This is a genomic window from Georgenia sp. H159, assembly GCF_035607575.1.
GTDB lineage: Bacteria > Actinomycetota > Actinomycetes > Actinomycetales > Actinomycetaceae > Oceanitalea.
The window spans coordinates 119,733-142,212 of record NZ_JAYDZY010000005.1; the positions used below are offsets into that span (position 1 = coordinate 119,733).

A 22,480-nucleotide genomic window follows, 5' to 3' on the forward strand; every position below is an offset into this window, starting at 1 on the left:
GCGCTCCAGCATAGGGCTCGGCCGCGTGCTGCCGGCCCGGCCGGCGCGGCGTGGACACGAGGCACGCTCGAGGTCGTCGACACCGGTCGCGTATCGTGTCGGAGGCGTGGCGTCCCGGTCGGGCGGTGCCACCGAACAGGCCCTGGTGGGTCGATGACATCATCAGCCGCGCGAGAAATGGTTGGACCAGTGAAGTCGTTCGTCCAGGCTCCGTGCCGGCACGCGGGCGCGCTCGCGGCCGTGCTCGTGCGCGGACTGCCCGGAAGCGATCGCCGGGAGAGCGGCATGGGCGGACGGCCATGAGGGCACAACGGTCGCTCACGCACCGGCAGTACCTCCTGTGCCTGTCACTGATCACACTCCTGACGGCGCTGTACTTCGCGACCTGGGCGGTGCTTGCACACCCCTACCGGGCACCCGACGAGCCGCACCACTCCAACAGCGTGATCCGACTCCTCCACGGTGGTGGCTGGCCCGCGCCCGGGGAGGCGAGGTTCGGCCCCGGCGTGGAGATCGCCCTGCACGAGAGCTCCTACAGCACGCGCCTGCCCGGAAGCTCCCGGAGCGTGCCGGGGCCCACGACGCCGGAGCTCGTGGACAGGACGCCGGTGCCGGACACCGAGCGTTCGGCCATCACGGACGACAACGCTCTCCAGCGGCCCTCGTCGCGGGTTCCCGACCAGATGACACAGCATCCACCGCTCTACTACGCCGTCGTGGCGGCCGTGCTCAAGGTCGCCGGTCTGGCAGAGGCGAGGTGGGACGTCCAGCTCGCCGGGATGAGACTGGTCAGTGCTGCCCTCATGACGCCGCTCCCGGCGCTCATCGCCAGCGCCGTTCGCCGCGTCTACCGATCCCGTCCCCTCGCTGCGTCCGCGGCCTGCGTCCCGCTCCTCGTGCCAGAGGTCGGACACATCGCCGGCTCCGTGAGCAACGACGTGATGGCGACGCTCACTGGTGCCCTGACGACCCTCGCGTGCCTCGGCGTCATCTCGGGCGACCTCCGATATCGCCGCTCGGTGCTCGTCGGTGTGGCACTGGGGTGCGGCCTGCTGACCAAGGGCTTCCTGCTCGCCGCCATCCCGCTCGTGGCCATGGCCTACCTGCTCGCGCGCGGCCCCCTGACCCACCGGCTCTGGCGCGGACTCACAGCACTCGTCGTCGCGTTCGTCGTCGGCGGCTGGTGGTGGTTGCGCAACCTCGTGGTGCACGGCTCCCTTCAGCCGGCGGGCCAGACCGCCCCGACCGTCAACGAGGCGGCCGACCGGAGCGTCGCGGCCTACCTGGACCGGGCCTGGGGCACCCTCACGCAGACCTTCTGGGGGAGCTTCTCCTGGAACGAGCTCAACGTCGCGCCCGGCTTCGTGGCGGTCGCGACCGCTGCCGCGCTGACCCTGATCGTGCTGGGAGCCGCCACAGCCCGTACGGCGTGGCGTGAGGTCGTGGCCCTCAGCGCGTTCGTCGTGCTCGTCATCGGTGCGGTCGTCGTCCGGCAGTACAACTTCTACGTCGAGTTCGGGGTCTTCGCCGGCCTCCAGGGCCGCTACTTCTACGTGGCGCTCCTCGGGCTCGCCGTGCTGACAGCGGGTGGCGTCTGGTCCGTGCTCCGCAGGTCCGAGACCGTCGCCACCATTGCCGTGCCCGTCGTCGTCGTGCTCGCAGTGGCGGTGGCGGCATACGCGTTGACCGTCGCGCTCCGGGGCTTCTACCTCGCACCGGGCGAGCCCTGGGAAGCGGCCCTCGCTCGATGGGCGGGGTGGAGCCCCGCGAGCTCCGAGCTCCTGGGCGTGACTCTCGTCGCGCTCGCGCTGGCCGCGCTCGCGGCTGTCGGCGTCGCCGCCTGGAGTGCCGTGCGTGGCGCGCCGACGGGCACCTCCGGTCAGGCACGCCACGGCGCCCGGAGACACGCCCGCTAGACTATGCTGTTCGCGCCGTATCGCGCGGCTGTCGTAGATCACCGGTGAACCGGGGAGCCATGAAACTGTTCGTCCAAGTGCCGTGCCTGAACGAGGAGGAGACCCTCCCGCTCGTCCTGGAGACCATCCCCCGCAGCATCCCGGGGGTCGACGAGATCGAGATCCTCGTCGTCGACGACGGGTCCACGGACCGCACCATCGAGGTCGCGCAGGAGCACGGCGTGCGGCACTTCGTCAAGCACGCGCGGAACATGGGACTGGCCCGCTCCTTCCGGGACGGCGTCGACTACGCCCTCGCCCACGGCGCGGACATCGTCGTCAACACCGACGGCGACAACCAGTACCCGCAGGAGCGGATCACCGATCTCGTCCAGCCGATCGTGCACGGCGCGGCGGACATCGTCATCGCCGACCGGCAGACGAGCACGATCGCCCACTTCTCGCCGTTCAAGAAGGCGATGCAGCAGGTGGGGTCGGGTGTGGTCAACAAGGCCGCCGGGACCGCGCTGCCCGATGCCGCCTCCGGCTTCCGCGCCTACTCCAAGAACGCCCTGCTGCGCCTCAACGTCATCACGCAGTTCTCCTACTGCATGGAGACGATCATCCAGGCCGGCAACAAGCGGCTGCGGATCGCGTCGCTGCCGATCGAGACGAACCCCAAGACCCGTGAGTCCCGGCTGTTCAAGAACATCTGGCACCACATGTTCAAGTCCGCCGGTGCGATCACGCGGTCCTTCCTCATGTTCAAGCCGCACCTCGTCCTCGGGACGCTGGGCACGCTCATGCTCGTGGCCGCCCTCGTCCCGTTCGTGCGGTTCCTCGTCTTCTGGCTCCAGGGTGACGGCGCGGGGCACATCCAGTCCCTCATCCTCGGTACCGCGATGCTGGTCGGCGCACTGCTGAGCTATGCGTTGCTGGTCATCGCGGACCTGCAGCGCACCAACCGCGTCCTGCTCGAGGAGAGCCTGGAGCGGATCAAGGTCATGCAGTACCGGCCGCCGGTCCTGGTCGACGGGCAGCACGGGCACAGCAACGGCTCGCTCCCGGCACACGACGGCCGGCTCGGGCTCGTGGCGCCGCCCGAGAACGAGCAGCACCCCACGACGCTTGCCACTGGCGAGACCGTCGAGCAGTGAGGATCCTGGCCTTCGGCACCTACGACGCCGCCAAGCACCCGCGCGTCCAGGTGCTCGTGGACGGTCTGCGGCGGCACGGTCACGACGTGCGCGAGCTCAACCGGCCGCTCGGACTTTCCACCGCGGACAAGGTCAAGGCGCTGCGCGACCCCCGGGTGCTGCCCCTCCACGCACTGCGGCTCGGTCGGCGGTGGGCGTCCCTCGTGGCGGGAGCGCGCCGCTACACCGGCAGGAACCGTCCCCAGGCGGTGCTCGTCGGCTACCTGGGACACTTCGACGTGCTCCTCGCTCGCGTGCTGTTCCCGCGGGCGACCATCGTGCTCGACCACCTCATCTTCGCCGCCGACACCGCTCGTGACCGCGGGACACCGGCCGGGCTGCGCACCCGGCTGCTCGGGACGTTGGACGACGTGGCCCTGCGGGTAGCGGACGTCGTCGTCGTCGACACCGAGGAGCACCGGGACCTCGTGCCGCCCCGCCACCGCGACCGGGCGGTCGTCGTGGCGGTCGGCGCGACCGGATCGTGGTTCCGGGCGGCGCAGGACGCGCCCGAGCGGGCGGCGGACCAGCCGCTGCGCGTGATCTTCTTCGGCCTGTTCACGCCCCTGCAGGGGACCGCGACGGTCGGGCGGGCGCTTCGCCTGCTGCACGAGCGTGGCGTACCGGTGCGAGCGACGCTCGTGGGCACCGGCCAGGACGCCGACGAGGTCCGCGGGCTGGTGGGCGACCTCCCGGGGATCAGCTGGCACGAGTGGGTCGACGGCGCGGACCTCCCCGCGCTCGTCGCCGCTCACGACGTGTGCCTCGGCATCTTCGGCACGACCGAGAAGGCGCAGCGCGTCGTGCCCAACAAGGTGTACCAGGGCATCGCGGCAGGGTGCGCCGTCGTCACGAGCGACACACCCCCGCAGCGCCGGGTGCTCGGTGAGTCCGCACTGCTCGTCCCGGCCGGGGACGCCGACGCCCTTGCGCAGGCCCTCACCACCGTGGCCGCGGACCCCGACCGCCTCACGACGCTCGGGACCCGCGCCCGAGCGTGGGGCACCGAACGGTTCACCCCCGAGGCGGTCACCGTCGCGCTGGACCGGGCGCTACGCCGGTGAGGCGCATCCTGGAGGCGCTCCGCTCGCGCTGGGCGCGCGGGCTCTTCCTGCTCGCCGCCCTGGCCTTCGGGGTGTGGGCGGTGAGCAGCCAGTGGAGCGACGTCTCCGCAGCCCTCGCGTCGCTCTCCCCGGCGGGCATCGTCGCCGTCCTCGGCATCAGCCTCGTGTACGTCTGCCTCACCATGCTCTCGTGGCGCGCCGTGATGACGGACCTCGGATCCCCGCTCGCGGTGACGGACTCGAGCCGCGTGTTCTTCGTGTCCCAGGTCGGCAAGTACCTGCCGGGCGGGGTGTGGAACATCGTCGCCGCCGCGGAGATGGGGGCGGACCACCGGATCCCGCGCAGGCGGTCGGTCTCCGCGATGGCCGTGTCGATCCTCGTCTCCATCGTCACCGGCCTGCTCCTCGCCGTCGTCGCCGTGCTCCTCGGCCCCAGCGACATCCGCGACACCTACGGGTGGGTGGTCTGGAGCCTGCCGCTGTTCGTCGTCCTGCTCGCGCCCCCGGTGCTCAACCGCGTCCTCGGGCTGGCGCTCTCGCTCGTCCGCAGGCCACCGCTCGAGAAGCCGCTGTCCCTCGGTGGCATCACGCGCTCGGCCGGCTGGGCGCTGGCAGGCTGGATCGTGGCAGGCGTGCAGGTATGGGTCATCGGCACCAGCCTCGGCATGGACGTGACGGTGGCGACGCTGGCCCTCGCCGTCGGCGGCTACGCCCTGGCCTGGATCGTCGGCTTCCTCGCGATCGTCGTCCCGGCGGGGGTCGGGGTGCGTGAGGCGGTGCTCGGTGCGCTGCTCACGGGGCAGCTCGGCGCCGGGGCGGTCGTCGTCACGGTGCTGCTCGCGAGGGTCGTCCTCACGGTCGCCGACCTCCTCCTGGGCCTCGGTGCCATGTCGGTGCTCCGCCGTCGGAGCAGGCAGGGCACGCTGCCCCGGTCGTAGGCACCCCCGGAGTGTTCATCACCTGTGGCATACTGCACCGCGCGTCTCCGGCCGGTCCGCGGCGGTGCTGGCTAGCCTGACCGGGTGCGAGGGCGACGGTGGATCACGGGTGCGGTGGCAGGACTTCTGGCGATGACGGCGGGGGTGACAGGGGCCACCGGTGCCGCGGCCAAGGGCGGCCAGAGCGAGGGCTGGGGCAACGACTTCTACCTGTCCGACAGCTTCAGCTCCGAGGCGAGCACCGTGTTCACCTACGGCGTCCAGACCGACCGCTACTGGGTGGGCGACTGGGACGGCAACGGGACCGACACCCTCGGCGCGCGGAACCTCACCAACGTCTTCTCGGTCCGCAACACCAACACCTCCGGCGGCCCCCACCGGCAGTTCGGCTACGGCCGGCCCTGGGACGTCGCCCTCGTCGGTGACTGGGACGGTGACGGCGTCGACACGCTGGCCGTGCGCCGCGGGAACGTCTATCACGTGAAGAACTCCCTGACGGCCGGTCCCGCGGACGTCGTCTTCGGGTACGGCAAGGCGGAGGACGAGGTGCTCGTCGGGGACTGGGACGGTGACGGCGTCGACACGCTCGGGGTGCGTCGTGGGGCCCAGTACCTGGTGAAGAACTCGCTGCACGCCGGCCCGGCGGACGAGGTCGTCGTCTACGGCCGTCCCGACGACGACGTCCTCGTGGGGGACTGGGACGGTGACGGCGAGGACACCTTCACGGTGCGCCGCGGACGGACCTACTACGTGGCCGACGCGATCCGCGTCGGGCCGGCCGACCGCGTCGTCGTCTACGGTCGCGAGACGGACGGCGCGCTCGTGGGCGACTGGAACGGCGACGGCGTGGACTCCCTGGGCCTGCACCGTCTGCGCCCCGCGCTGGAGCGGCACGCCGACGGCTGGGTCACGCCGTCCCGGCTCGCCGGGGTGGACGCCACCTCCGGCCGGTACGACGCGCGCAACGGGCGGCTGAGCCACTCCGCGCTGTGCCCGGTCCCGTTCCTGCCGACGCACGCGGTCAGCTGCCGCGCCGTCACCGACCTGGTCGCCTTCGACCGTGCGTACCGGGCCCGCTTCGGAGCGCCGCTGCCGATCAACCACGCGCCGTTCACGACGTACCGCAGCTACGAGGACCAGCAGTACATCTGGGAGGAGACCGGGCCGCCGACCGCCGCGCGTCCGGGCCGGTCCCCGCACGGCTACGGCCTGGCGATCGACTTCGGAGGGCGCATCGAGATCGAGTTCGGGACCCAGCCCTACCTGTGGCTCCGGGACAACGGCCCGCGCTTCGGCTGGCACAACATGCCGTGGAACCGCGAGGGCGGCTCCAACCCCGAGGCCTGGCACTTCGACTACCGGCGCTGACCGGGGCCTGCTCGGCCGGGCGCCCTGGCTATCGCGGCGCCGGCCCGGTGCGTCCCAGCACGCCGTCCCGCAGTCCCTGCGCCATCCGCCGCACCCGCTGGCGGCGCGGCGCGGCCAGCAGCGCGTTGAAGGCCACGTACTTGCCCAGCCAGACGAGATAGCCCACGGTCCAGCGCCACCCGAGCAGGCCGGAGCGCACGAGCAGCACCGTGTTGCGCGCCAGGTAGTAGGTGCGCACGGGGGAGTGCACGTGCACCTCCTGGGCCCGGCCGGGGAGCTTGGTCAGGCGGTCACCCAGGCTGTGGGCCAGGTGCGCGCCGGGGATCGCGTACAGGTGGTACCCGGCGCGGCGCGCCCGCAGCCCCCACTCGAGGTCGACGTGGTCGATGAACCACGCCTCGTTCATCGCCCCTACGTCCTGCAGCACCGGCACGGGCACGAGGCAGCCGGAGGCGATGAGGAACGCCGTCTCCACCCGCTCGGCGTGCATCTCCTCCTCGCGAGCACGACGCGGCCCCCACGTCCGCGAGACGTAGACCATCTGCTCGGTGGTGGAGCGGGTGTCGGCCGAGACCGGCCCGACCGCTCCGACCGGTGCGCCGTCGGCTGCGGCCTGGCGCGCGCCGGTCGCCAGCCGGGCCACCATGTCGGGAGCAGGCAGGGAGTCCTGATCCATGAGCAGCACGTACCGGGCGTCGGTGGCGCGGCCGATGCCCACGTTCTGGGCCGCGGCGATGCCCCGGTTGGTCGGCAGCTCCACGAGCTCGGCGCCCAGCCGGGTGCACTCCTCCCGCAGGTCCGCACGCAGCTGCGCCGCGGAGCCGTTGTCCACGACCACCACCGCCTGGCACTGCGCGGCGAGAGCCGTGAGGAGGGGCCCGGTGACGGCGAGGTCGGGCTCGTAGGTGACGACGACGGCGACCACGCCGTCCACGCGTGCCGGTGCGGTGCCGCTCACGCGCGCAACGAGGCCAGGAACTCCAGCACCTCGTCGTACTGCGGCAGCAGGCCCTGGTCCTGGGCCGCGGTGAGGCCGGGAGCTGCCTCGTCCTTGTCCGAGAGCTGCAGCTGCAGCGGGCGCCCGTCCCGGGCGGTGGTGGGCCACTCGATGCCGACCTCGTCGCTCAGCGGGTTGATCCCGTGCTCCCGCCCGGGCGCGTACGGCTCGGAGCAGAGGTAGACCACGGTCGAGTCGTCCTCAAGGGAGCAGAAGGCGTGCCCGAGCCCCTCGGAGATGTAGATGGAGCGACGGTCCACGTCGTCGAGCAGCACGCTGTCCCACTGCCCGAAAGTGGGCGAGCCCACCCGGATGTCCACGACGACGTCCAGCACCGCTCCGCGTGGGCAGCTGACGTACTTCGCCTGGGACGGCGGGAGCTGGGCGAAGTGGACGCCGCGGACCACTCCGGCGGCGGAGACGGAGGAGTTGGCCTGCTTGAGCGTGAAGGGGTGGCCGACGGCCTCGACGAACGCCTGCTCCTTGAAGACCTCGAGGAACACTCCTCGGTCGTCGCCGTGGAGCCGCGGGGTGATCTCCCAGGCTCCGGCGATGCTCAACTCACGGAACTGCACGGTGGACTCCTCCGGTTCCTCCTCGCGCAGGTCTGCACGAGGTCGCTGTCCTTGCGGTGCCGGCCCGAGCGGGTGCCGCGGCACTGGCCGCGCCGCAGCACGCTCGTCACGGGGTGCGGCGCACCCCGAGGGTATCGGTGCCGTTGCCGTCCCAGTCACCGACGAGCACCTCGTCAGTGGCCCGGCCGAACACCTGGACCCGGTCTGCGGGGCCGGCGCTGATGACGTTCTTCATGTAGTAGGCGTTGCCGCGACGCACCGCGAGGGTGTCGCGCGCATCGGCGTCCCAGTCTCCGACGAGGACGGCGTCGTCGGGCCGGCCGTAGACGGCGACGACGTCCGCGTTGCCGCCGGCGATCGCGTTCTTCACGAAGTACTGGGCCCCGCGGCGCACGGCGAGGGTGTCGGTGCCGTTACCGTCCCAGTCCCCGACGAGCACGCTGTCGGTCGACCGCCCGTAGGCGACGACGGTGTGGGCGGGCCCGGAGGAGAGCGAGTTGCGGATGTGGTACTCCTTGCCCCGGCGCACCGCGAAGGTGTCCTTGCCGTCGCCGTCCCAGTCCCCGACGAGGACGACGTCGCCCGGGCGCCCGTAGCCGAGGACCACATCCGCCTCCCCGCCACCCTGCCGGTTGGAGATGTAGAAGACGTTGCCGCGGCGCAGGGCGATGGTGTCGACACCGTCACCGTCCCAGTCGCCGACGAACACCTCGTCGTCGTCCCGACCGTAGGCGAAGACGTGGTTGGCCTCCCCGCCCCACGTGTCGTTGAGGAAGAAGCCGTACTGCTGGACCGGACCGCTGGTCGGTCGCCACCAGGGGGAGAACATGCCGAACCGCAGCGACGTGGCGTTCGTGATGGTCGCCGACCCGGTGGTGCACTCGACGCGCGCGGAGGTGATCCGCCCGCCCCACTCGCCGTTGCCGTCCCGGCCGGTGACGACGAGCGTGCGCAGCGTGCCACCGTCGGGGCAGTGCTGCTGCACGCGCGAGACGGGCAGCGTGCCGGTCCACCGGGAGCGGGTGTCCCCGCTGGCGGTGCCGGAGTAGGGATCGGGCTTGGCCACGAGATAGGGCTTGCTGCCGCGCACCGAGTACCCGCCGTTGGTCGCGGAGAACTGGGTGAAGGCGACCTGGCCGTCGTAGGAGCGGACCTCGCCGGCTGTGTCCCGCACCGCCTGGGTCGTCGTGGGCCACTCCCGCTGCTCGACGATCCCACGGTTGCGGTCGACGACTGCGGCGCCGCCGTAGACCTGGCAGGCGGTCGTGTCGCAGGTGACGCTGCGCCCCTCGGCGAGCACGTAGCTGCGTGCCGCGACAGCCTGCGACCGAAGGGCGTGCGTGGGGAAGTAGGAGGGCGACTCGCGAGGCACCACGCCGAGGAGGTAGTCCTCGAGCCGCACATGGTTGCGGACGTCGAAGGTGGTCGCGGTCGTGCTCGGGCGGAGCTGGATGGTGCCGCGGTACCAGGTACCGCTCGTCGCGTTCTGGTCGCGCGTGACGACGAGCCCCTGCTCGCCAGGGGTGCCGCGCCCGCCGCTGCGGATCTCGAGCTGGGTCCCGGCGACGTGCTTGTCCTGGACGACCGGTCCGCCGCGCACCTCGCGGAGCTCGGCGAGGTAGCCGTCGGCCGTGCGGCTCACGGTGATGTAGCCGGTGCCCCACTCGACCTGCGCGCTGCCGGGCGCACCGACGAAGAGCCGGTCACTGGTGGGTGGGTTCCACAGCGTGACGGTGTTCGTCGGGACCAGGGCCGTCAGTGCGACCGGGATGGTGCTGTTGGGCACCTGTCCCACCGTGGTGCCCGGGTAGTAGAACCCGAGGATCTGCCGGTAGCTCAGGCCCTGCTCGGCCGCACCCTTCGCGCCCCACTGGGACAGCCCGATGCCGTGACCCCAGCCGCGGCCGTCGACCTCCCAGGAACCGCTGGCCGGCACCGGGTAGTGCTCCTCGGCTGCGCTCGCCGGTGCGGCCGTGACGACGAGCGTGCTCAGCAGCAGTGCGAGCAGCGAGCCGACGGACGCCGCGTTGCGTCGTCTGTGCATGGTTCCCCCTCCGAACGGGTGGTCCGACCTGCAGATGGTAGCCCGCGTCGCTCAGGCGCCCGCGGCGACGAAGGTCACAGCTGCGAAACGCTCAGAGCGCGGCTGCGAGGACCGATGCTTCCGGCTGGAAGGACCGATATTGGCGGTCGAGTCGTCCGAAGAACCGAGGATTGTCGACTGTGACGCTGGACCGTACGCTCCTGAGAACCGTGGTGCGCGTCGCGGCGGTCGTGGCTGCGCTCGCGGTCGCACCCGCTGCGCTGCCCCCCGCCGCCGCGGATGTGTCCGAGCCCGTCGGACCGATCGAGTCGTGGGTCTTCAACAACGGCTCGGACTCGGTGGGCCGGACGACCTCCGCGCAGTACCAGGTCGGTTTCAACGCCGTCGCTCGCGACTACGCGAACGGGCGCCTCTACGCGACCCCGGCCGGAGTGCACGCCGTCACGGGCCGGATGCTCGAGGCGTTCCTCCGCGACGGCGGACACGGTGAGCTCGGCTACCCGACGTCCGCGCTGGAGACCACGGGAGGCGTCGGGCACCAGTCGTTCGAGTTCGGTGCCCTGTACATCTCCGCCGCGGGGGAGTTCTCCGTCAAGGGGCCGCTGTACGCGGCCTTCGTCGCACGCGGCGGGGTCGACGGCCTCGGTGTGCCCATCGGCCCGGAGAGCATCGAGGGGACACGGCGCACCCAGCGTTTCGACCGGGAGACCCTCTCAGTGTCCGTAGGCAACGGGCAGGACTCCCTGGGTGTGCGGCGCGGCAGCACGTACTACCTCAAGAACGAGATCTCCCCGGGCGAGGCGCACGGCGTCGTCGCCTACGGGCGGGCGCAGGACACGGTGCTCGTGGGGGACTGGGACGGCGACGGCGTCGACACCCTGGCCGTGCGCAGGGGCAACGTCTACTACTTCAAGAACTCGATCAGTGACGGTGCGGCGGACGAGGTCGTCGTCTACGGCCGGCCGCAGGACACTGTGCTCGTGGGGGACTGGGACGGGGACGGCGTGGACACCCTCGCGGTCCGCCGCGGCAGCGAGTACCACGTGAAGAACTCCATCACCGCAGGCGTCGCGGACCGGGTCGTCGTCTACGGCCGGCCGGACGACGAGGCCTACCCGGGTGACTGGTTCGGCACCGGCGCCGACACCATCGCGATCCGTCGCGGCAGCGAGTTCCACTTCAAGCGGACAGTCACCGGCGGGCCGGCCGACGTCGTCACCTCGTACGGACGACCCGCCGACGTCGTGCTCGTGGGCGACTGGGACGCGGACGGCACCGACACGGTGACCGTCCGTCGCGGCTCGACGTACCACGTGAAGAACTCCCTCGGCGGTGGCCCTGCCGATCTGGTGACCGACTACGGCCGTGCCACGGACCACGTCCTCGTCGGGGACTGGGACGGCCGCGCCCGCACCCTCGCCCACCGCCCGGGACGAGCCACCCCCGTCGTCGCCGCACAGGACGCCGGGACGCTCGTGCCCCTGACCGCCGCCTGGGCGAACAACTCGGTGAACACGACGGCGTTCCGCAAGAGCTCGCTCGTGACGGCGGAGGCGCCGGACGGCACGTGCCGGCAGTACACGGCGTACTTCGACGCCATCGGCACCCTGGTCCTCGCGCACCGCGACCGTGACGGCGGGGCGTGGGAGTACAGCTGGTCGCAGTACACCGGCAACGTCACCGACGCGCACAACTCGATCAGCCTGACCGTGGACGGGGACGGCTACCTCCACGTCTCGTGGGGGCAGCACAACTCCCGGTTGACGTACGCGCGGTCCGTCGAGCCGTTCTCGCTGGACCTCGGACCGACCCGGACGATGGTGCCGCGGAGGGGCCTCGAAGGAGTGGTGACCTACCCGGAGTTCTTCCGGCTCCCCGACGGGAACCTGTTCTTCCTATATCGCCACGGCAGCTCGGGTGACGGCAACGTCGTCCTCAACCGCTACGTCACCAGGGAGCAGCGGTGGGAGCGTGTGCACGACAACCTCATCGCCGGTGAGGCCAAGCGCTCGGCCTACTGGCAGGCGGCCGTCGACTCCGAGGGGCGGCTGCACCTGTCATGGACGTGGCGCCGGACCGCCGACGTCGCGACGAACCACGACGTCGCGTATGCCCGATCGACGGACGCCACTGGACGGCAGTGGGAACGGACGAGCGGCGAGCGGTACACGGTCCCGATCCGCAAGACCGACGCCGAGTACGCGGAGATCGTGCCCGAGGGCAGCGACCTCATGAACCAGACGTCGATGACCGTCGACGCGGAGGGCAACCCGTACGTCGCCTCCTACTGGGACTCGGGCCATGGGGTGCAGTACCAGGTGCTGCGCTCGGTCGAGCCGGGGGTCTGGGAGCGCCGCGAGTCGGACTTCCGGGTCACCGACTTCTCACTCAGCGGCGGTGGCACCAAGTCCGTGCCGATCGCGCGGCCCCAGATCCTCGTCACCGGCTCCGGGGAGGCGGCGCAGGCACACCTCCTTATCCGGGACGTCGACCGCGGCTCCGTGGCGACGCTCGCCACGCTCACCGACTGGGCCGAGCAGACGTGGGAGGTGCGGGACCTCACGACCTCGCCCCTGGGTGAGTGGGAGCCCGGCTACGACCTGGACCTGTGGCGGTCGCGGGGAATCCTCGACGTCTTCGTCCAGAACGTCAGGCAGATCGACGGTGAGGGCCTGGCCAGCCACCCGCCGCAGTACGTGTACGTGCTGCAGGTCTCACCCGGGCTCGTGGCGCTCCGTCCCACCCTGCCCACGGAGGTCGAGGAGCCCACGTCGCCGCCGGTCGGTGCGGAACCGACTCCGCCTGTCGAGGAATCGACGCCGCCCGCGCACGGTGAGCCCACGACCCCCGCGGACGACCCCCCGCCGCCGGTGGCCGAGCAGGAGGGGCCGGTGGCCGAGCAGGAGGGGCCGGTGGAAGAGCCCACCGCCGAGCCCACTCCCACGCCGTCGGTCACTTCCACCCGATAGCCGGCCCTCACCCGGCCCGCGATCCGCTCAGCGTTCGTGGAGGAGCAGGCCGAGCAGGTACTCGCCGTAGCCGGACTTGCGCAGCGGCTCGGCGCGCTCGCGCAGCTCGTCGTCGGACAGGAAGCCTCGGCGCCAGGCGACCTCCTCCGGGCAGCCGATCTTCAGGCCCTGGCGGGCCTCCACGGTGCGCACGAAGGCGGTGGCGTCGGCCAGGGAGTCGAAGGTGCCGGTGTCGAGCCAGGCGGTACCCCGCGGCAGCACCTCCACCTTCAGCCGGCCGGCCTCGAGGTAGGCCCGGTTGACGTCGGTGATCTCGTACTCCCCGCGGGCCGACGGCTTCAGGTCCCGGGCGATGCCCACGACGTCGTTGTCGTAGAAGTACAGGCCGGGCACCGCGTAGGAGCTCTTCGGGTGGGCCGGCTTCTCCTCGATGGAGACGGCGGTGAAGTTCTCGTCGAACTCGACGACGCCGTACGCGGTCGGCTCGGCCACGTGGTAGGCGAAGACGGCCCCGCCGTCGATCTTCTCGAAGCGGCTCAGCGTGCTGCCCATGCCGGGGCCGTAGAAGATGTTGTCGCCCAGCACGAGAGCGGCGTCGTCGTCGCCGATGAAGTCCGCGCCGAGGACGAAGGCCTGGGCGAGGCCGTTGGGCTCGGCCTGGACGGCGTAGCTGATGGAGATGCCGAACTGCGAGCCGTCGCCGAGCAGGCGGTGGAAGGACTCGGCGTCGTGGGGGGTGGTGATGACGAGCACGTCGCGGATGCCGGCGAGCATGAGCGTGGTCAGCGGGTAGTAGACCATCGGCTTGTCGTAGACCGGTACGAGCTGCTTGCTCACGCCCTGGGTGATCGGGTGCAACCGCGTGCCGGATCCACCGGCCAGAATGATTCCTCGCATGGGGCACAGTCTGGCGCACGGACCTCTCCGATGGAACTCGGTGGTCGGCGGCCTGCCGTCGGCCGGAGCCGGGACGCGCACCACTAGAGTCCTGCGGATGGACGGTCCCGCAGTCTCCCCGGCCGGAGACGGCCGTGTGCTGCCGTGGCGGCAGCTCCTCGCGGCGCTCGTCGCGGTCTCCGCCGCGCTGACGCTGACCAGCTACGTCACCCTGGAGCTCGTCGACCACCGCTTCTTCCAGGTCGGCGGTGGCGGCCACGCGTACCTCAACGTGGGGGTGGAGGGCAACATCCCGACCTGGTGGTCCGCCTCCGTGCTCGTGGCCGGGGCCACCGTGACGGTCATGCTCGCCTGGTTGCTGCGCTCCCAGCGGCTGGCCGGTGTCTGGCCGACCGCGGCCATCGCGGCCCTCCTGCTCGCGTTCTCCCTCGACGAGCTCGTCGCGCTGCACGAGCACCTGCACCGGGTCGGGCGGCTACTCGTCTCGGCGGAGACGCTGCCCTTCGTCTGGCTGGCGGTCGGAATCCCGTTGGCCTTGGGGGTGGGCGTCGTTGCGGTGCTCCTCGCCCGTCGGGTGCCCGCCGCGGTGCGGCCTCTGCTGCTCGGCGGCCTGGCGGTCTTCTTCACCGGTGCCGTCGGCCTGGAGCTGGTGGGCAGCCAGCTCCACGGCGACGGCGGCGTCCAGAGTCCCGCCGCGGTGGCGGTGTACCACCTCGAGGAGCTCCTGGAGATGACGGGTGCGGCGCTCATGGCGGTCGCGCCGCTGAGGGCGGTGCGGGTCACCGGCCCCGGCACCACGCTGCGCGTCGCGGTGAGCTAGCGCCGGCGTCCCCGAGCCTCGGCGCGGGCGTCAGCAGTGCACGGACGCACGCTCGTCCGCGGCGATGGCGGTGAACCGGCCGGAGTCGACATCCTCACCGAGGAGGACGAGCGAGCCGCCGGCGCGCCACGCCGCGACCGCGTGCGCCAGCATCTCGGTGTGGCTGCCCGGGGTGCACATGACCCGTGGCCGCTCCTCGTCGCGGTGGCTGGCGGGAGTCTGCTCGCGGCACCACCCGGCGAGCTCCCCGTACCGCACGGGACCGCCGTCCGAGCCGGCCACCTCGGGGCCGGAGAGGGCGGCGTCGTCGTCGGTGGGCTCCTGGACGTACCCCAGGTGGTCCCCGTAGCTCATCAGGGCCGCGGCGGCGTCGAGCGCGCCGCTGGGGATCGGGTCCTCGACGTGCATGGCGAGCGCCGGCAGGGCGACGACGAGCACGAGGCCGGCGCTCGGGGCTCCGCTCGCTCGTGAGGTCACGGCGACGTCGGGCTCCTCGGGGGTCTCGTCGGGGACGAACTCCGACTCGTCGTCGTCGGTGTCCTCGTCCTCGCCGTCGTCGGTCAGTTCGGGCTCGTAGGGGTCGTCGGCGGCGAGGTCCTCGTCGTCGCCGGCCGTGAAGGCGTCCTCGGGCGGAAGCACGAGCTCGCCGCCGGCGCACCACGTGGCCATCGCCCACACGAGCGCGCGCCAGTGCACGGGGACGTCGAGGAGGACCCGGGAGCCGGGCTCGACCTCGCACTCCTCGACGAGCATGTTCGTGGCCTTGGTGACCCAGTTGGCCAGGACGCGCCCGGAGAGCTCGACGCGCTCGTCGTCGGGGCCGTACCAGGTGAGGCGGGGCTGGTTGGGCTCCTCCCCGGTGAGGAGGTCCAGCACCCTGGTCGCGATGCTCATACCGGCAGCGTACTCGTGGGCGCGGGCCGTGCTTCTCCCGCCAGGGCGTCTGCGGCCTGTGCCCGTTACGCTGCGCGGGCCGGAGCCTCGCTGCGAGTCACCGCGCCGCGTGGAGCGGCGGTGGCGGCTCGGTCCAGGGCCGAGGCCTTCGGCGGCTTGCCGGCACAGCACCGAGGAGGCATCAATGGGTCCGTTCAGTCGTCGAGTGCGTGACGACCCGCCGGTCGAGGTCCGTCGCGTCGAGGAGCCCGCGCGACTCCCCGAGGGAGCGTCGCGCCTGTGGTCGGACGGGTTCGGGCGGGCGGGCACGCGGTCCGTGCAGGTGCTGGCGGTCGCTGCCGTGTTCGCCGTGTTCGTCTTCGTCATGACTCGGCTGACGCTCGTCGTCATCCCCGTGCTCATCGCGCTGGTCCTGGCGGCGGCGATCTCGCCGCTGGTGTCCTTCCTGCGCCGCAAGGGCGTCCCGTCCATCCTCGCGACGGGAGCGGCACTCCTCACCATCGTGGCGCTGCTGTCCGGGATCGTGTGGCTGGTCTCGCTGGCCGTCGTCAACCAGTGGGACGAGCTGCGCGACCAGGCCGTCGAGGGCTTCGAGGAGCTGCAGACCTACGTGCGGAACCTGCCGTTCGAGATCAGCGAGGAGCAGCTCCAGTCGTTCCAGGACTCCGTCGTCGGCCTGCTGCAGTCCGACGCGGTGGGCTCGGGCGCGATCGCGGGCGCGTCGCAGACCGCGAACTTCGTGGCCGGGTTCTTCATCATGGTCGTCGTGCTGTTCTTCTTCCTCAAGGACGGCCCGAAGCTGTGGGAGTTCCTCCTGCGCCCGTTCGAGGGGCACCGCTACGAGCGCGGCCGGCGGGTCGGTGACACGACGATCAGCACGCTCGGCGGGTACGTGCGGGGCACCGCGATCATCGCCGCGGTCGACGCCGTCTTCATCGGCATCGGCCTGGCGATCGTGGGGGTGCCGCTGGCGATCCCGCTGGCCGTGCTCGTGTTCCTCCTGGCGTTCATCCCGCTCGTCGGTGCGACGCTCGCCGGCATCCTCGCCGCGCTCGTGGCCCTCGTGGCGGTCGGCCCGGTCGAGGCGCTCGTCGTGGTGGCGATCGTCGTCGTGGTGAACCAGCTCGAGGGGGACCTCCTGCAGCCGATCGTCATGGGCCGGGCGCTGCGGCTGCACCCGCTGGTGATCCTCGTCGCCCTGACCGCGGGCACCGTGCTCGCGGGGATCACCGGTGCCGTCCTCGCGGTGCCGATCACGGCGTCGATCTGGCGGGCTGTGCAGGTGTGGGACGGGCCCGAGCTGCCCGCGCGCTTCGCGCGACAGAAGCGGGAGGAGTCGGTCTAGCGGCCGGCGGGCGGCCTCCTGTGCACACCAGGTGCCTGACCACGGGACCGCCATGGGGCCAGTGGTGCCCGTGGGGCGACGAGCACACCGTGAACCATCCCTCATAGCACCGTTCCGCTTGACGGGACGGGTATGACACGCGTGTAATTCAGGTGGGAACCGAAGGTCGACGATGGGAAGAACAGTGTGGAACATTCTCGGTGATGGCCCGCTGAGCACCGGAGTCGTTGCAGACACCGCCGCTCAGCCGGGGCTCTACGTCCTCGACGACCTCGGTGACGAGGGAGTACTGGGATGGCAGGAGCGGGCGCTGTGCGCCCAGACGGACCCGGAGGCCTTCTTCCCGGAGAAGGGCGGGTCCACGCGTGAGGCGAAGCGGGTGTGCACGGTGTGCGAGGTGCGAGCCGAGTGCCTGGAGTACGCCCTGGCCAACGACGAACGGTTCGGCATCTGGGGCGGACTCTCGGAGCGGGAGCGGCGCAAGCTCAAGCGCAGGGCTGTCTGATGCTTGATGACGGACGCTGAGGCGGGCGCCGCCACGACACTCGCCGTCGTGGTGAGCCCCGGCGTCTCCCCGTACCTCTCCCGCACCCTGCGCGGCCTGGCCGAGCAGACCCGGCCCGTCGGGACCGTGCTCCTCGTCGACACCAGTGCCCCGGGCCGCGAGGTGGGCACCGGCGTCCCCGTCCAGACGGCGGTCGACGCGGCCGGTCTGCGCGAGGTGTCCACGGTGCGGGTGCTGCGGGTCCCGGCACCGCGCACGTTCGGCGCTGCCGTCCGCGCGGCGCTCGCCGACCACGAGGCCCACCTCGCCGAGCACGCCCGTCGGCAGGAGCTGTCTCCCGCCTCGCCGGAGCGGTGGCTGTGGCTGCTGCACGACGACTCCGCACCGGAGCCGCGCGCCCACGCGGCGCTGCTCCTGGCAGGGGAGTCCGGGCCCTCGGTCGCCCTTGCCGGGCCCAAGCAGCGTGACTGGGCTCAGCCCGACCTCCTGCTCGAGGTGGGAGTGCGCGCCACGCCCACCGGCCGGCGCGTCCCCGACATCGAGAACGGCGAGATCGACCAGGGTCAGCACGACTCCCGCGAGGACGTGCTGGCCGTTGGGACGGCCGGCGTCCTCGTGCGGCGCACCGTCTGGGACGAGCTCGGCGGCCCCGACCCGTCGCTCGGGCCCTTCAGTGACGGTCTTGACCTCTCCCAGCGGGCGTGGCTGGCCGGCCACCGCGTCGTCGTCGTCCCGGACGCCGTCGTCCATCACGCGCGGGCCTCCTACCAGGGGCTGCGTGACCTCTCCTCCCCGCGACCGGACCCGCAGACGGCGCCGGACCCGCGGCGGTCCTTCGCGGCCCGACGGCGGTCCCAGCTGTTCCTCTGGCTCACGACGACGCCGCCGTACTGGGTGCCGCTCGTCGTCGTCGCGATCCTCGCCCTCGCCCCGGTCCGTGCGCTGTGGCGGGTGACCACCAAGGAGATCGGGCTCGTCGGGGCGGAGATGCGGGCAGCCGCCGAGGTCCTCGTCCGCCCGGCCGCCGTCTGGCGCGCGCGACGCCGCCACCGCCGCACCCGGAGGGTCCCGCTCCGCTACCTCCGCCCGCTGCAGTCGTCGTGGCGTGACGTCGCCCGGGCCAAGCGCGACGAGCGCCGCTCCCTTGCTGCGAGCCGCGCCCACCGGGTCGCCCCCAGCGAGCTCGAGATCAGGGAGCGGGCAGCCCTCGCCCGGCGCCGCCGCGGCACCCTCGGAGTGCTCCTCGTCGGTCTCACCGCGATCGCGGTCGTCGCCTTCGGGCCGCTGCTGACCGCCGGAGCGCTGCGCGGCGGCGCGCTCGCGACCCTCGACGCCACCTTCCAGGAGCTGTGGCGCGCCGCCACGTCCGCATGGGTGTCCGCCGGGCTCGGGCACGCCGGCCCCGCCGACCCCCTGCTCTCCGTGCTGGCCGTGGCCACGCTGCCGCTGGCCCCGTTCGGTGGGAGCGGCAACGTGCTCACGACGGCGGTGCTCGTGCTGGCCGTCCCGCTCGCCGGCCTCGGCGCGTGGTTCGCCGCCGGCGCCGCCACCCGCTCGGTGCTGCTGCGCGTCTGGGCCGCGGCCGTCTGGGCGCTGGCCCCCGCGCTGGTCGTCGCCACCGGTCAGGGCCGGCTCGGCGCCGTGCTCGCCCACCTCACCCTGCCGCTGGTCGCCCTCGGCATCGCGCGTGCGGTCGGTGTCCACCGCCGCGACGTCATCCTCTCCGGGCTCGCCGACGCGAACCGGTCGGCGGACGACGACCTCCCCGGAGCGCAGGTCGCCGTCGCCACCGGACCGGCCACGCTCTCGCCGGGACGCCCGACCACGGGGTCGATCTCCGCCGCCGCGGCTGCCGGGCTCGCCCTGGCCGTCGCCTGTGCCGGCGCCCCCGTGCTGCTGCCCGCCGCCGTCGTCCTGCTCCTCGCACTCGCGGTCGTCGTCCCTCGACGGCGGCGGCTGGTCCTCCTCGCGGCCCTCCCGCCGGTCCTCCTCCTGGGCCCCCTGCTGACCGCCGCCCTCGCCGACCCGTCCGCCGGGACCTGGCGCCTCCTCGTCGGTGACCCGGGCGTCCCCCTGGCAGTGGACCCCGGTGGCTCGTGGCTCGCCGCTCTCGGCTGGCCGATGGCCCTCCCGGGCCTCGCCGCGGGGTCGTGGTCGACAGCCCTCGCCCTGGCCGGGGGCGTCGGCGTGCTCGTGGCCGCCGTCCTCGCGCTCCTCAGGGGGACCGGCAGGGCGCGTGCCGTCCGTGCCGGCTGGCTCGCCATCGTCGCGGGTCTCGCGACGGCGCTGCTGTCCACCCGCACGCCCGTCGCCGTCGGGAGCGACCTCGGCGGCAGCGGCGAGGTGGTCCACGGGTGGGGCGGGGCAGGGGTGTCGCTCGCGCTGCTCGGCGTGCTCGTGGCCGTGACCGCGGCCGGCGACGGTCTGCGGGAGTCGCTCGCGGACCGCAGCTTCGGCTGGCGGCAGCTGTCCGCCGGGATCGTCACCACCGTCATGGTGCTCGGCCCTCTTGTGACCGCGGGAGTGTGGCTCGTGTCCGTCGTCGACGCGCGCGGTGAGGACCCGGCGCTGCTCGCCCTCGAGGGACGCGACGCGCCTCCCGTCCCCGCGCTCGCCCGTGAGCTGCAGACCGGTCCCGAGCGGTCGCGTGTGCTGGCCCTGCACGCGGCGGACGAGGCGGTCCGCGCGGAGGTGTGGAGGCACGCCGGGCACCAGCTCACCGAGACCTCCGCGGTGGTCGCGGCGCGTGCGCTCACCGTCGCCGGCAGTCCCGTCCCCCGCGACGAGGCCGGCACCGAGCTCGCTGCGCTCGTCGCACAGCTCGCGACCGGCAGCGCGCCGGACGCCGGCGAGCAGCTCGGGCGGCTCGCCGTGGGTGTCGTCCTCGTCCCGCCCGTCACCGACCCCGCGGCGGTCGCGATGCGGCAGGACCTCGTCGCGCGGCTCGACTCGACCGCGGGGCTCGAGCGCGTGACGGAGAACGCCTCCGGCGTCATCTGGCGCACCTCGCGGTCCGCGGACCAGGCAGGGGCGGCCCAGTCCGTCGCCCGGGCGCGGGTGGTCGCCGCCGACGGGTCGGTGGTCGAGCACCTGCCCTCCCGCGCGGTCGGGGTGGAGGCACGTGTGCCCGCCGGCGGCGAGGGGCGGCGGGTCGTGCTCGCCGAGCGCGCCGACAGCGGCTGGCGGGCGACCTACAACGGCCGTCCGCTGCGGGCGACGACGGAGGGCTGGCGGCAGGCCTTCGAGCTCCCCGCGCACACCGGCCGTGTCGACATCAGCTACGAGCCGGCCTGGCAGCTGCCCTGGCGGGTGGCGCAGGTCGTCGGGCTCGGTCTCGTCGTGCTGCTCGCGGTGCCGGTCCGCCGCCGGCGGGAGGCATCATGACCACCGTGACCCGCCCCCTCGTCCGCCGCCTCGCGGCCGCCCTCTCCGGTGGTGTGCTGCTCGCCGCGGCGGCCGGCGCCGCCCTTGCCGGTGAGGTGTGGCCCGTCGAGCAGACGGCCGTGGACGCGACCGAGGTCCCGGTCGCGGCGACCGCCGTGGCCCAGGTGTGCCCCGGCCCGCCCAGGCTCGCGACGGCGGTGGCCGGTGAGGACCTGGGCTACGACGAGTTCGACCCCGAGGGCTCGGGCACGAGGTCGGCTCTCGACGTCCTCACCCTGGGCCGGGAGGATCAGCCACCGGGTGGGCTCCAGCTGCTGCCCACCCTCGCGGCGGCCGAGGCGGAGGACGTCACGCTCAGCGGCGCGGCACGTCTCGCGCACCGCGACGACGTCGGCGAGGCGGCCGTGCTGAGGGCCGAGCCGAGCGACGGCACCGTCGCGTTCGCGGCGGGGACGAGCGTCGCCCTCACCGAGACGGGCGATCTCCGCGGCCTGACCGCTGCCTCCTGCCAGCCTCCGGCGACCTCCGCGTGGCTCGTCGGCGGGTCCACCGAGCCGGGCAACAGCGCCCAGCTCGTGCTGTCCAACGCCGGTGACACCCCGGCGAGCGCCACGCTCACCGGGTGGGGCAGCACCGGCCCCCTCGACCTGTCCACGGCCGGCGCCGTGCTCGTCCCGCCGGGCGGCCAGCGGGTGGTGCTGCTCGAGTCCCTGTCCGCGGACCCGCGGCCCGCGGTGCACGTCGAGGTCACCGGCGGCGAGGTGACCGCCGTCGTGCAGGACAGCAGGCTCCGCGGCCTCGTCCCTGCCGGGACCGACCTCATCAGCCCCGGGACCGCGCCGGCACGGACCGTCGTGCTGCCCGGCATCTTCCTCGGCGAGACGTCCGGCGAGGGGGCCGACGCCCCCGCGGTGCGCATCGTCAACCCCGGCGAGGAGCCCGTGACCGCCCGGCTCGAGCTGCTCGGCGCGGACGGGGTCACGCCCGTCCCGGGCGCGGACGCGCTCGTCGTCGACCCGGGCGCCGTCGTCGACGTCTCCCTCGAAGGAATGCCCCTGGGAGCGTGGACCGCCGTGGTGAGTGCCGACGGTCCCGTCACCGGCGCGGCCGTCGTCACCACGGTCGGTCGGCCGGGGGAGGACGACCCCGGGACCGCGCCGGTCGACCGTGCGTGGGTGCCCGCAACGGCCGGCGTCTCCTCCGGGCTCGTCGCGGTTCCCGCGGAGCTCGTCACTCGGGCGAACCTCGTCGTCGCCAACCCCTCGTCGTCCACCGTCGAGGTCGAGCTCGTGCCGGTCCTGCGCGACGGCACCCGGGCCGAGCCCGTCAGCAGGACCCTCGGGGCGCGCACGAGCCTGCTGGAGGACGTGTCGGCCCTCGCCGAGGACGTGGCCGCCGTCGAGGTGCAGGCCCGGGAGGGCGCCGTGCACGCGACGCTGATGCTCACGGCGACGGTGCCCGACGGCGGGCTCATGTCCGCCGTGCCGTTGACCGAGGACCCGCACGCCGCTCGCGCCGTCACCCTGGCGCCCGCCCCCGCGCCCCTGGGCTGAGCACGCGGTCCGGCGGGCTGTCGCCGAGCGCGCGTC

General features: G+C 73.0%; 16 protein-coding genes. 11 read left to right on the forward strand and 5 right to left on the reverse strand.

Going from position 1 to position 22,480, the window contains the following annotated elements; genetic code table 11:
• Window positions 1–299: 299 nt before the first annotated feature.
• The 5 genes from VR894_RS07995 (at window position 300) to VR894_RS08015 (ending at window position 6,461) form a co-directional block, all read left to right on the forward strand.
• Window positions 300–1,916, forward strand: a complete 1,617-nt coding sequence (locus VR894_RS07995; RefSeq protein WP_324650851.1) for a DUF2142 domain-containing protein — start codon at window positions 300–302, stop codon at window positions 1,914–1,916.
• Between the two features lie 59 nt (window positions 1,917–1,975).
• On the forward strand, window positions 1,976–3,052 hold the full coding sequence (locus tag VR894_RS08000; RefSeq protein ID WP_324650852.1) for a glycosyltransferase family 2 protein: 1,077 nt from the start codon (window positions 1,976–1,978) through the stop codon (window positions 3,050–3,052).
• Window positions 3,049–4,155: a glycosyltransferase family 4 protein gene (locus VR894_RS08005; RefSeq protein WP_324650853.1), complete on the forward strand. Its 1,107-nt coding sequence runs from the start codon at window positions 3,049–3,051 to the stop codon at window positions 4,153–4,155. Before VR894_RS08000 ends, VR894_RS08005 begins: the two co-directional genes overlap by 4 nt.
• Window positions 4,152–5,093: a lysylphosphatidylglycerol synthase domain-containing protein gene (locus VR894_RS08010; protein ID WP_324650854.1), complete on the forward strand. Its 942-nt coding sequence runs from the start codon at window positions 4,152–4,154 to the stop codon at window positions 5,091–5,093. The genes VR894_RS08005 and VR894_RS08010 overlap by 4 nt, the downstream gene beginning before the upstream one ends.
• Before the next feature lie 84 nt (window positions 5,094–5,177).
• Window positions 5,178–6,461: a M15 family metallopeptidase gene (locus VR894_RS08015; RefSeq protein ID WP_324650855.1), complete on the forward strand. Its 1,284-nt coding sequence runs from the start codon at window positions 5,178–5,180 to the stop codon at window positions 6,459–6,461.
• A 28-nt stretch (window positions 6,462–6,489) separates the two neighbouring features.
• Here VR894_RS08015 and VR894_RS08020 read toward each other — a convergent pair whose 3' ends face one another.
• The 3 genes from VR894_RS08020 to VR894_RS08030 form a co-directional block, all read right to left on the reverse strand.
• A complete protein-coding gene (locus tag VR894_RS08020) occupies window positions 6,490–7,419 on the reverse strand; it encodes a glycosyltransferase family 2 protein (RefSeq protein ID WP_324650856.1) in 930 nt (309 codons plus the stop codon).
• Window positions 7,416–8,033, reverse strand: coding sequence for a dTDP-4-dehydrorhamnose 3,5-epimerase (locus tag VR894_RS08025; RefSeq protein WP_324650857.1), 618 nt, complete (start codon window positions 8,031–8,033; stop codon window positions 7,416–7,418). Before VR894_RS08025 ends, VR894_RS08020 begins: the two co-directional genes overlap by 4 nt.
• Before the next feature lie 106 nt (window positions 8,034–8,139).
• On the reverse strand, window positions 8,140–10,077 hold the full coding sequence (locus tag VR894_RS08030) for a SpoIID/LytB domain-containing protein (RefSeq protein ID WP_324650858.1): 1,938 nt from the start codon (window positions 10,075–10,077) through the stop codon (window positions 8,140–8,142).
• Window positions 10,078–10,256: 179 nt separating this feature from the next.
• Here VR894_RS08030 and VR894_RS08035 point away from each other — a divergent pair, with 179 nt between their 5' ends.
• A complete protein-coding gene (locus VR894_RS08035) occupies window positions 10,257–13,046 on the forward strand; it encodes a BNR-4 repeat-containing protein (RefSeq protein WP_324650859.1) in 2,790 nt (929 codons plus the stop codon).
• A gap of 27 nt (window positions 13,047–13,073) precedes the next feature.
• On the opposite strand, the gene rfbA is transcribed toward VR894_RS08035, so the two are convergent.
• A complete protein-coding gene (gene rfbA, locus VR894_RS08040; protein ID WP_324650860.1) occupies window positions 13,074–13,943 on the reverse strand; it encodes a glucose-1-phosphate thymidylyltransferase RfbA in 870 nt (289 codons plus the stop codon).
• 97 nt (window positions 13,944–14,040) lie between these two features.
• Between rfbA and VR894_RS08045 the strand changes: the two genes are divergently transcribed.
• Window positions 14,041–14,763, forward strand: coding sequence for a hypothetical protein (locus VR894_RS08045; RefSeq protein ID WP_324650861.1), 723 nt, complete (start codon window positions 14,041–14,043; stop codon window positions 14,761–14,763).
• A 30-nt stretch (window positions 14,764–14,793) separates the two neighbouring features.
• Here the strand turns inward: VR894_RS08045 and VR894_RS08050 are convergent, their stop codons facing one another.
• Window positions 14,794–15,657 carry a TIGR03089 family protein gene (locus VR894_RS08050; RefSeq protein WP_324650862.1) on the reverse strand — a complete coding sequence of 288 codons (864 nt, stop codon included), beginning with the start codon at window positions 15,655–15,657 and terminating at the stop codon, window positions 14,794–14,796.
• A 184-nt stretch (window positions 15,658–15,841) separates the two neighbouring features.
• Between VR894_RS08050 and VR894_RS08055 the strand changes: the two genes are divergently transcribed.
• From VR894_RS08055 to VR894_RS08070, 4 genes are all read left to right on the forward strand, one after another.
• Window positions 15,842–17,002 (forward strand): AI-2E family transporter, encoded by a 1,161-nt coding sequence (locus VR894_RS08055; protein WP_324650863.1) that lies wholly within the window; start codon window positions 15,842–15,844, stop codon window positions 17,000–17,002.
• 184 nt (window positions 17,003–17,186) lie between these two features.
• The gene (locus VR894_RS08060; protein WP_416380828.1) at window positions 17,187–17,507 is read left to right on the forward strand and encodes a WhiB family transcriptional regulator; all 321 of its coding nucleotides are present in this window, start codon (window positions 17,187–17,189) and stop codon (window positions 17,505–17,507) included.
• Between the two features lie 6 nt (window positions 17,508–17,513).
• Window positions 17,514–20,891 (forward strand): glycosyltransferase, encoded by a 3,378-nt coding sequence (locus tag VR894_RS08065; protein ID WP_324650865.1) that lies wholly within the window; start codon window positions 17,514–17,516, stop codon window positions 20,889–20,891.
• Window positions 20,888–22,444, forward strand: coding sequence for a DUF5719 family protein (locus VR894_RS08070; protein WP_324650866.1), 1,557 nt, complete (start codon window positions 20,888–20,890; stop codon window positions 22,442–22,444). Before VR894_RS08065 ends, VR894_RS08070 begins: the two co-directional genes overlap by 4 nt.
• Window positions 22,445–22,480: the final 36 nt, after the last annotated feature.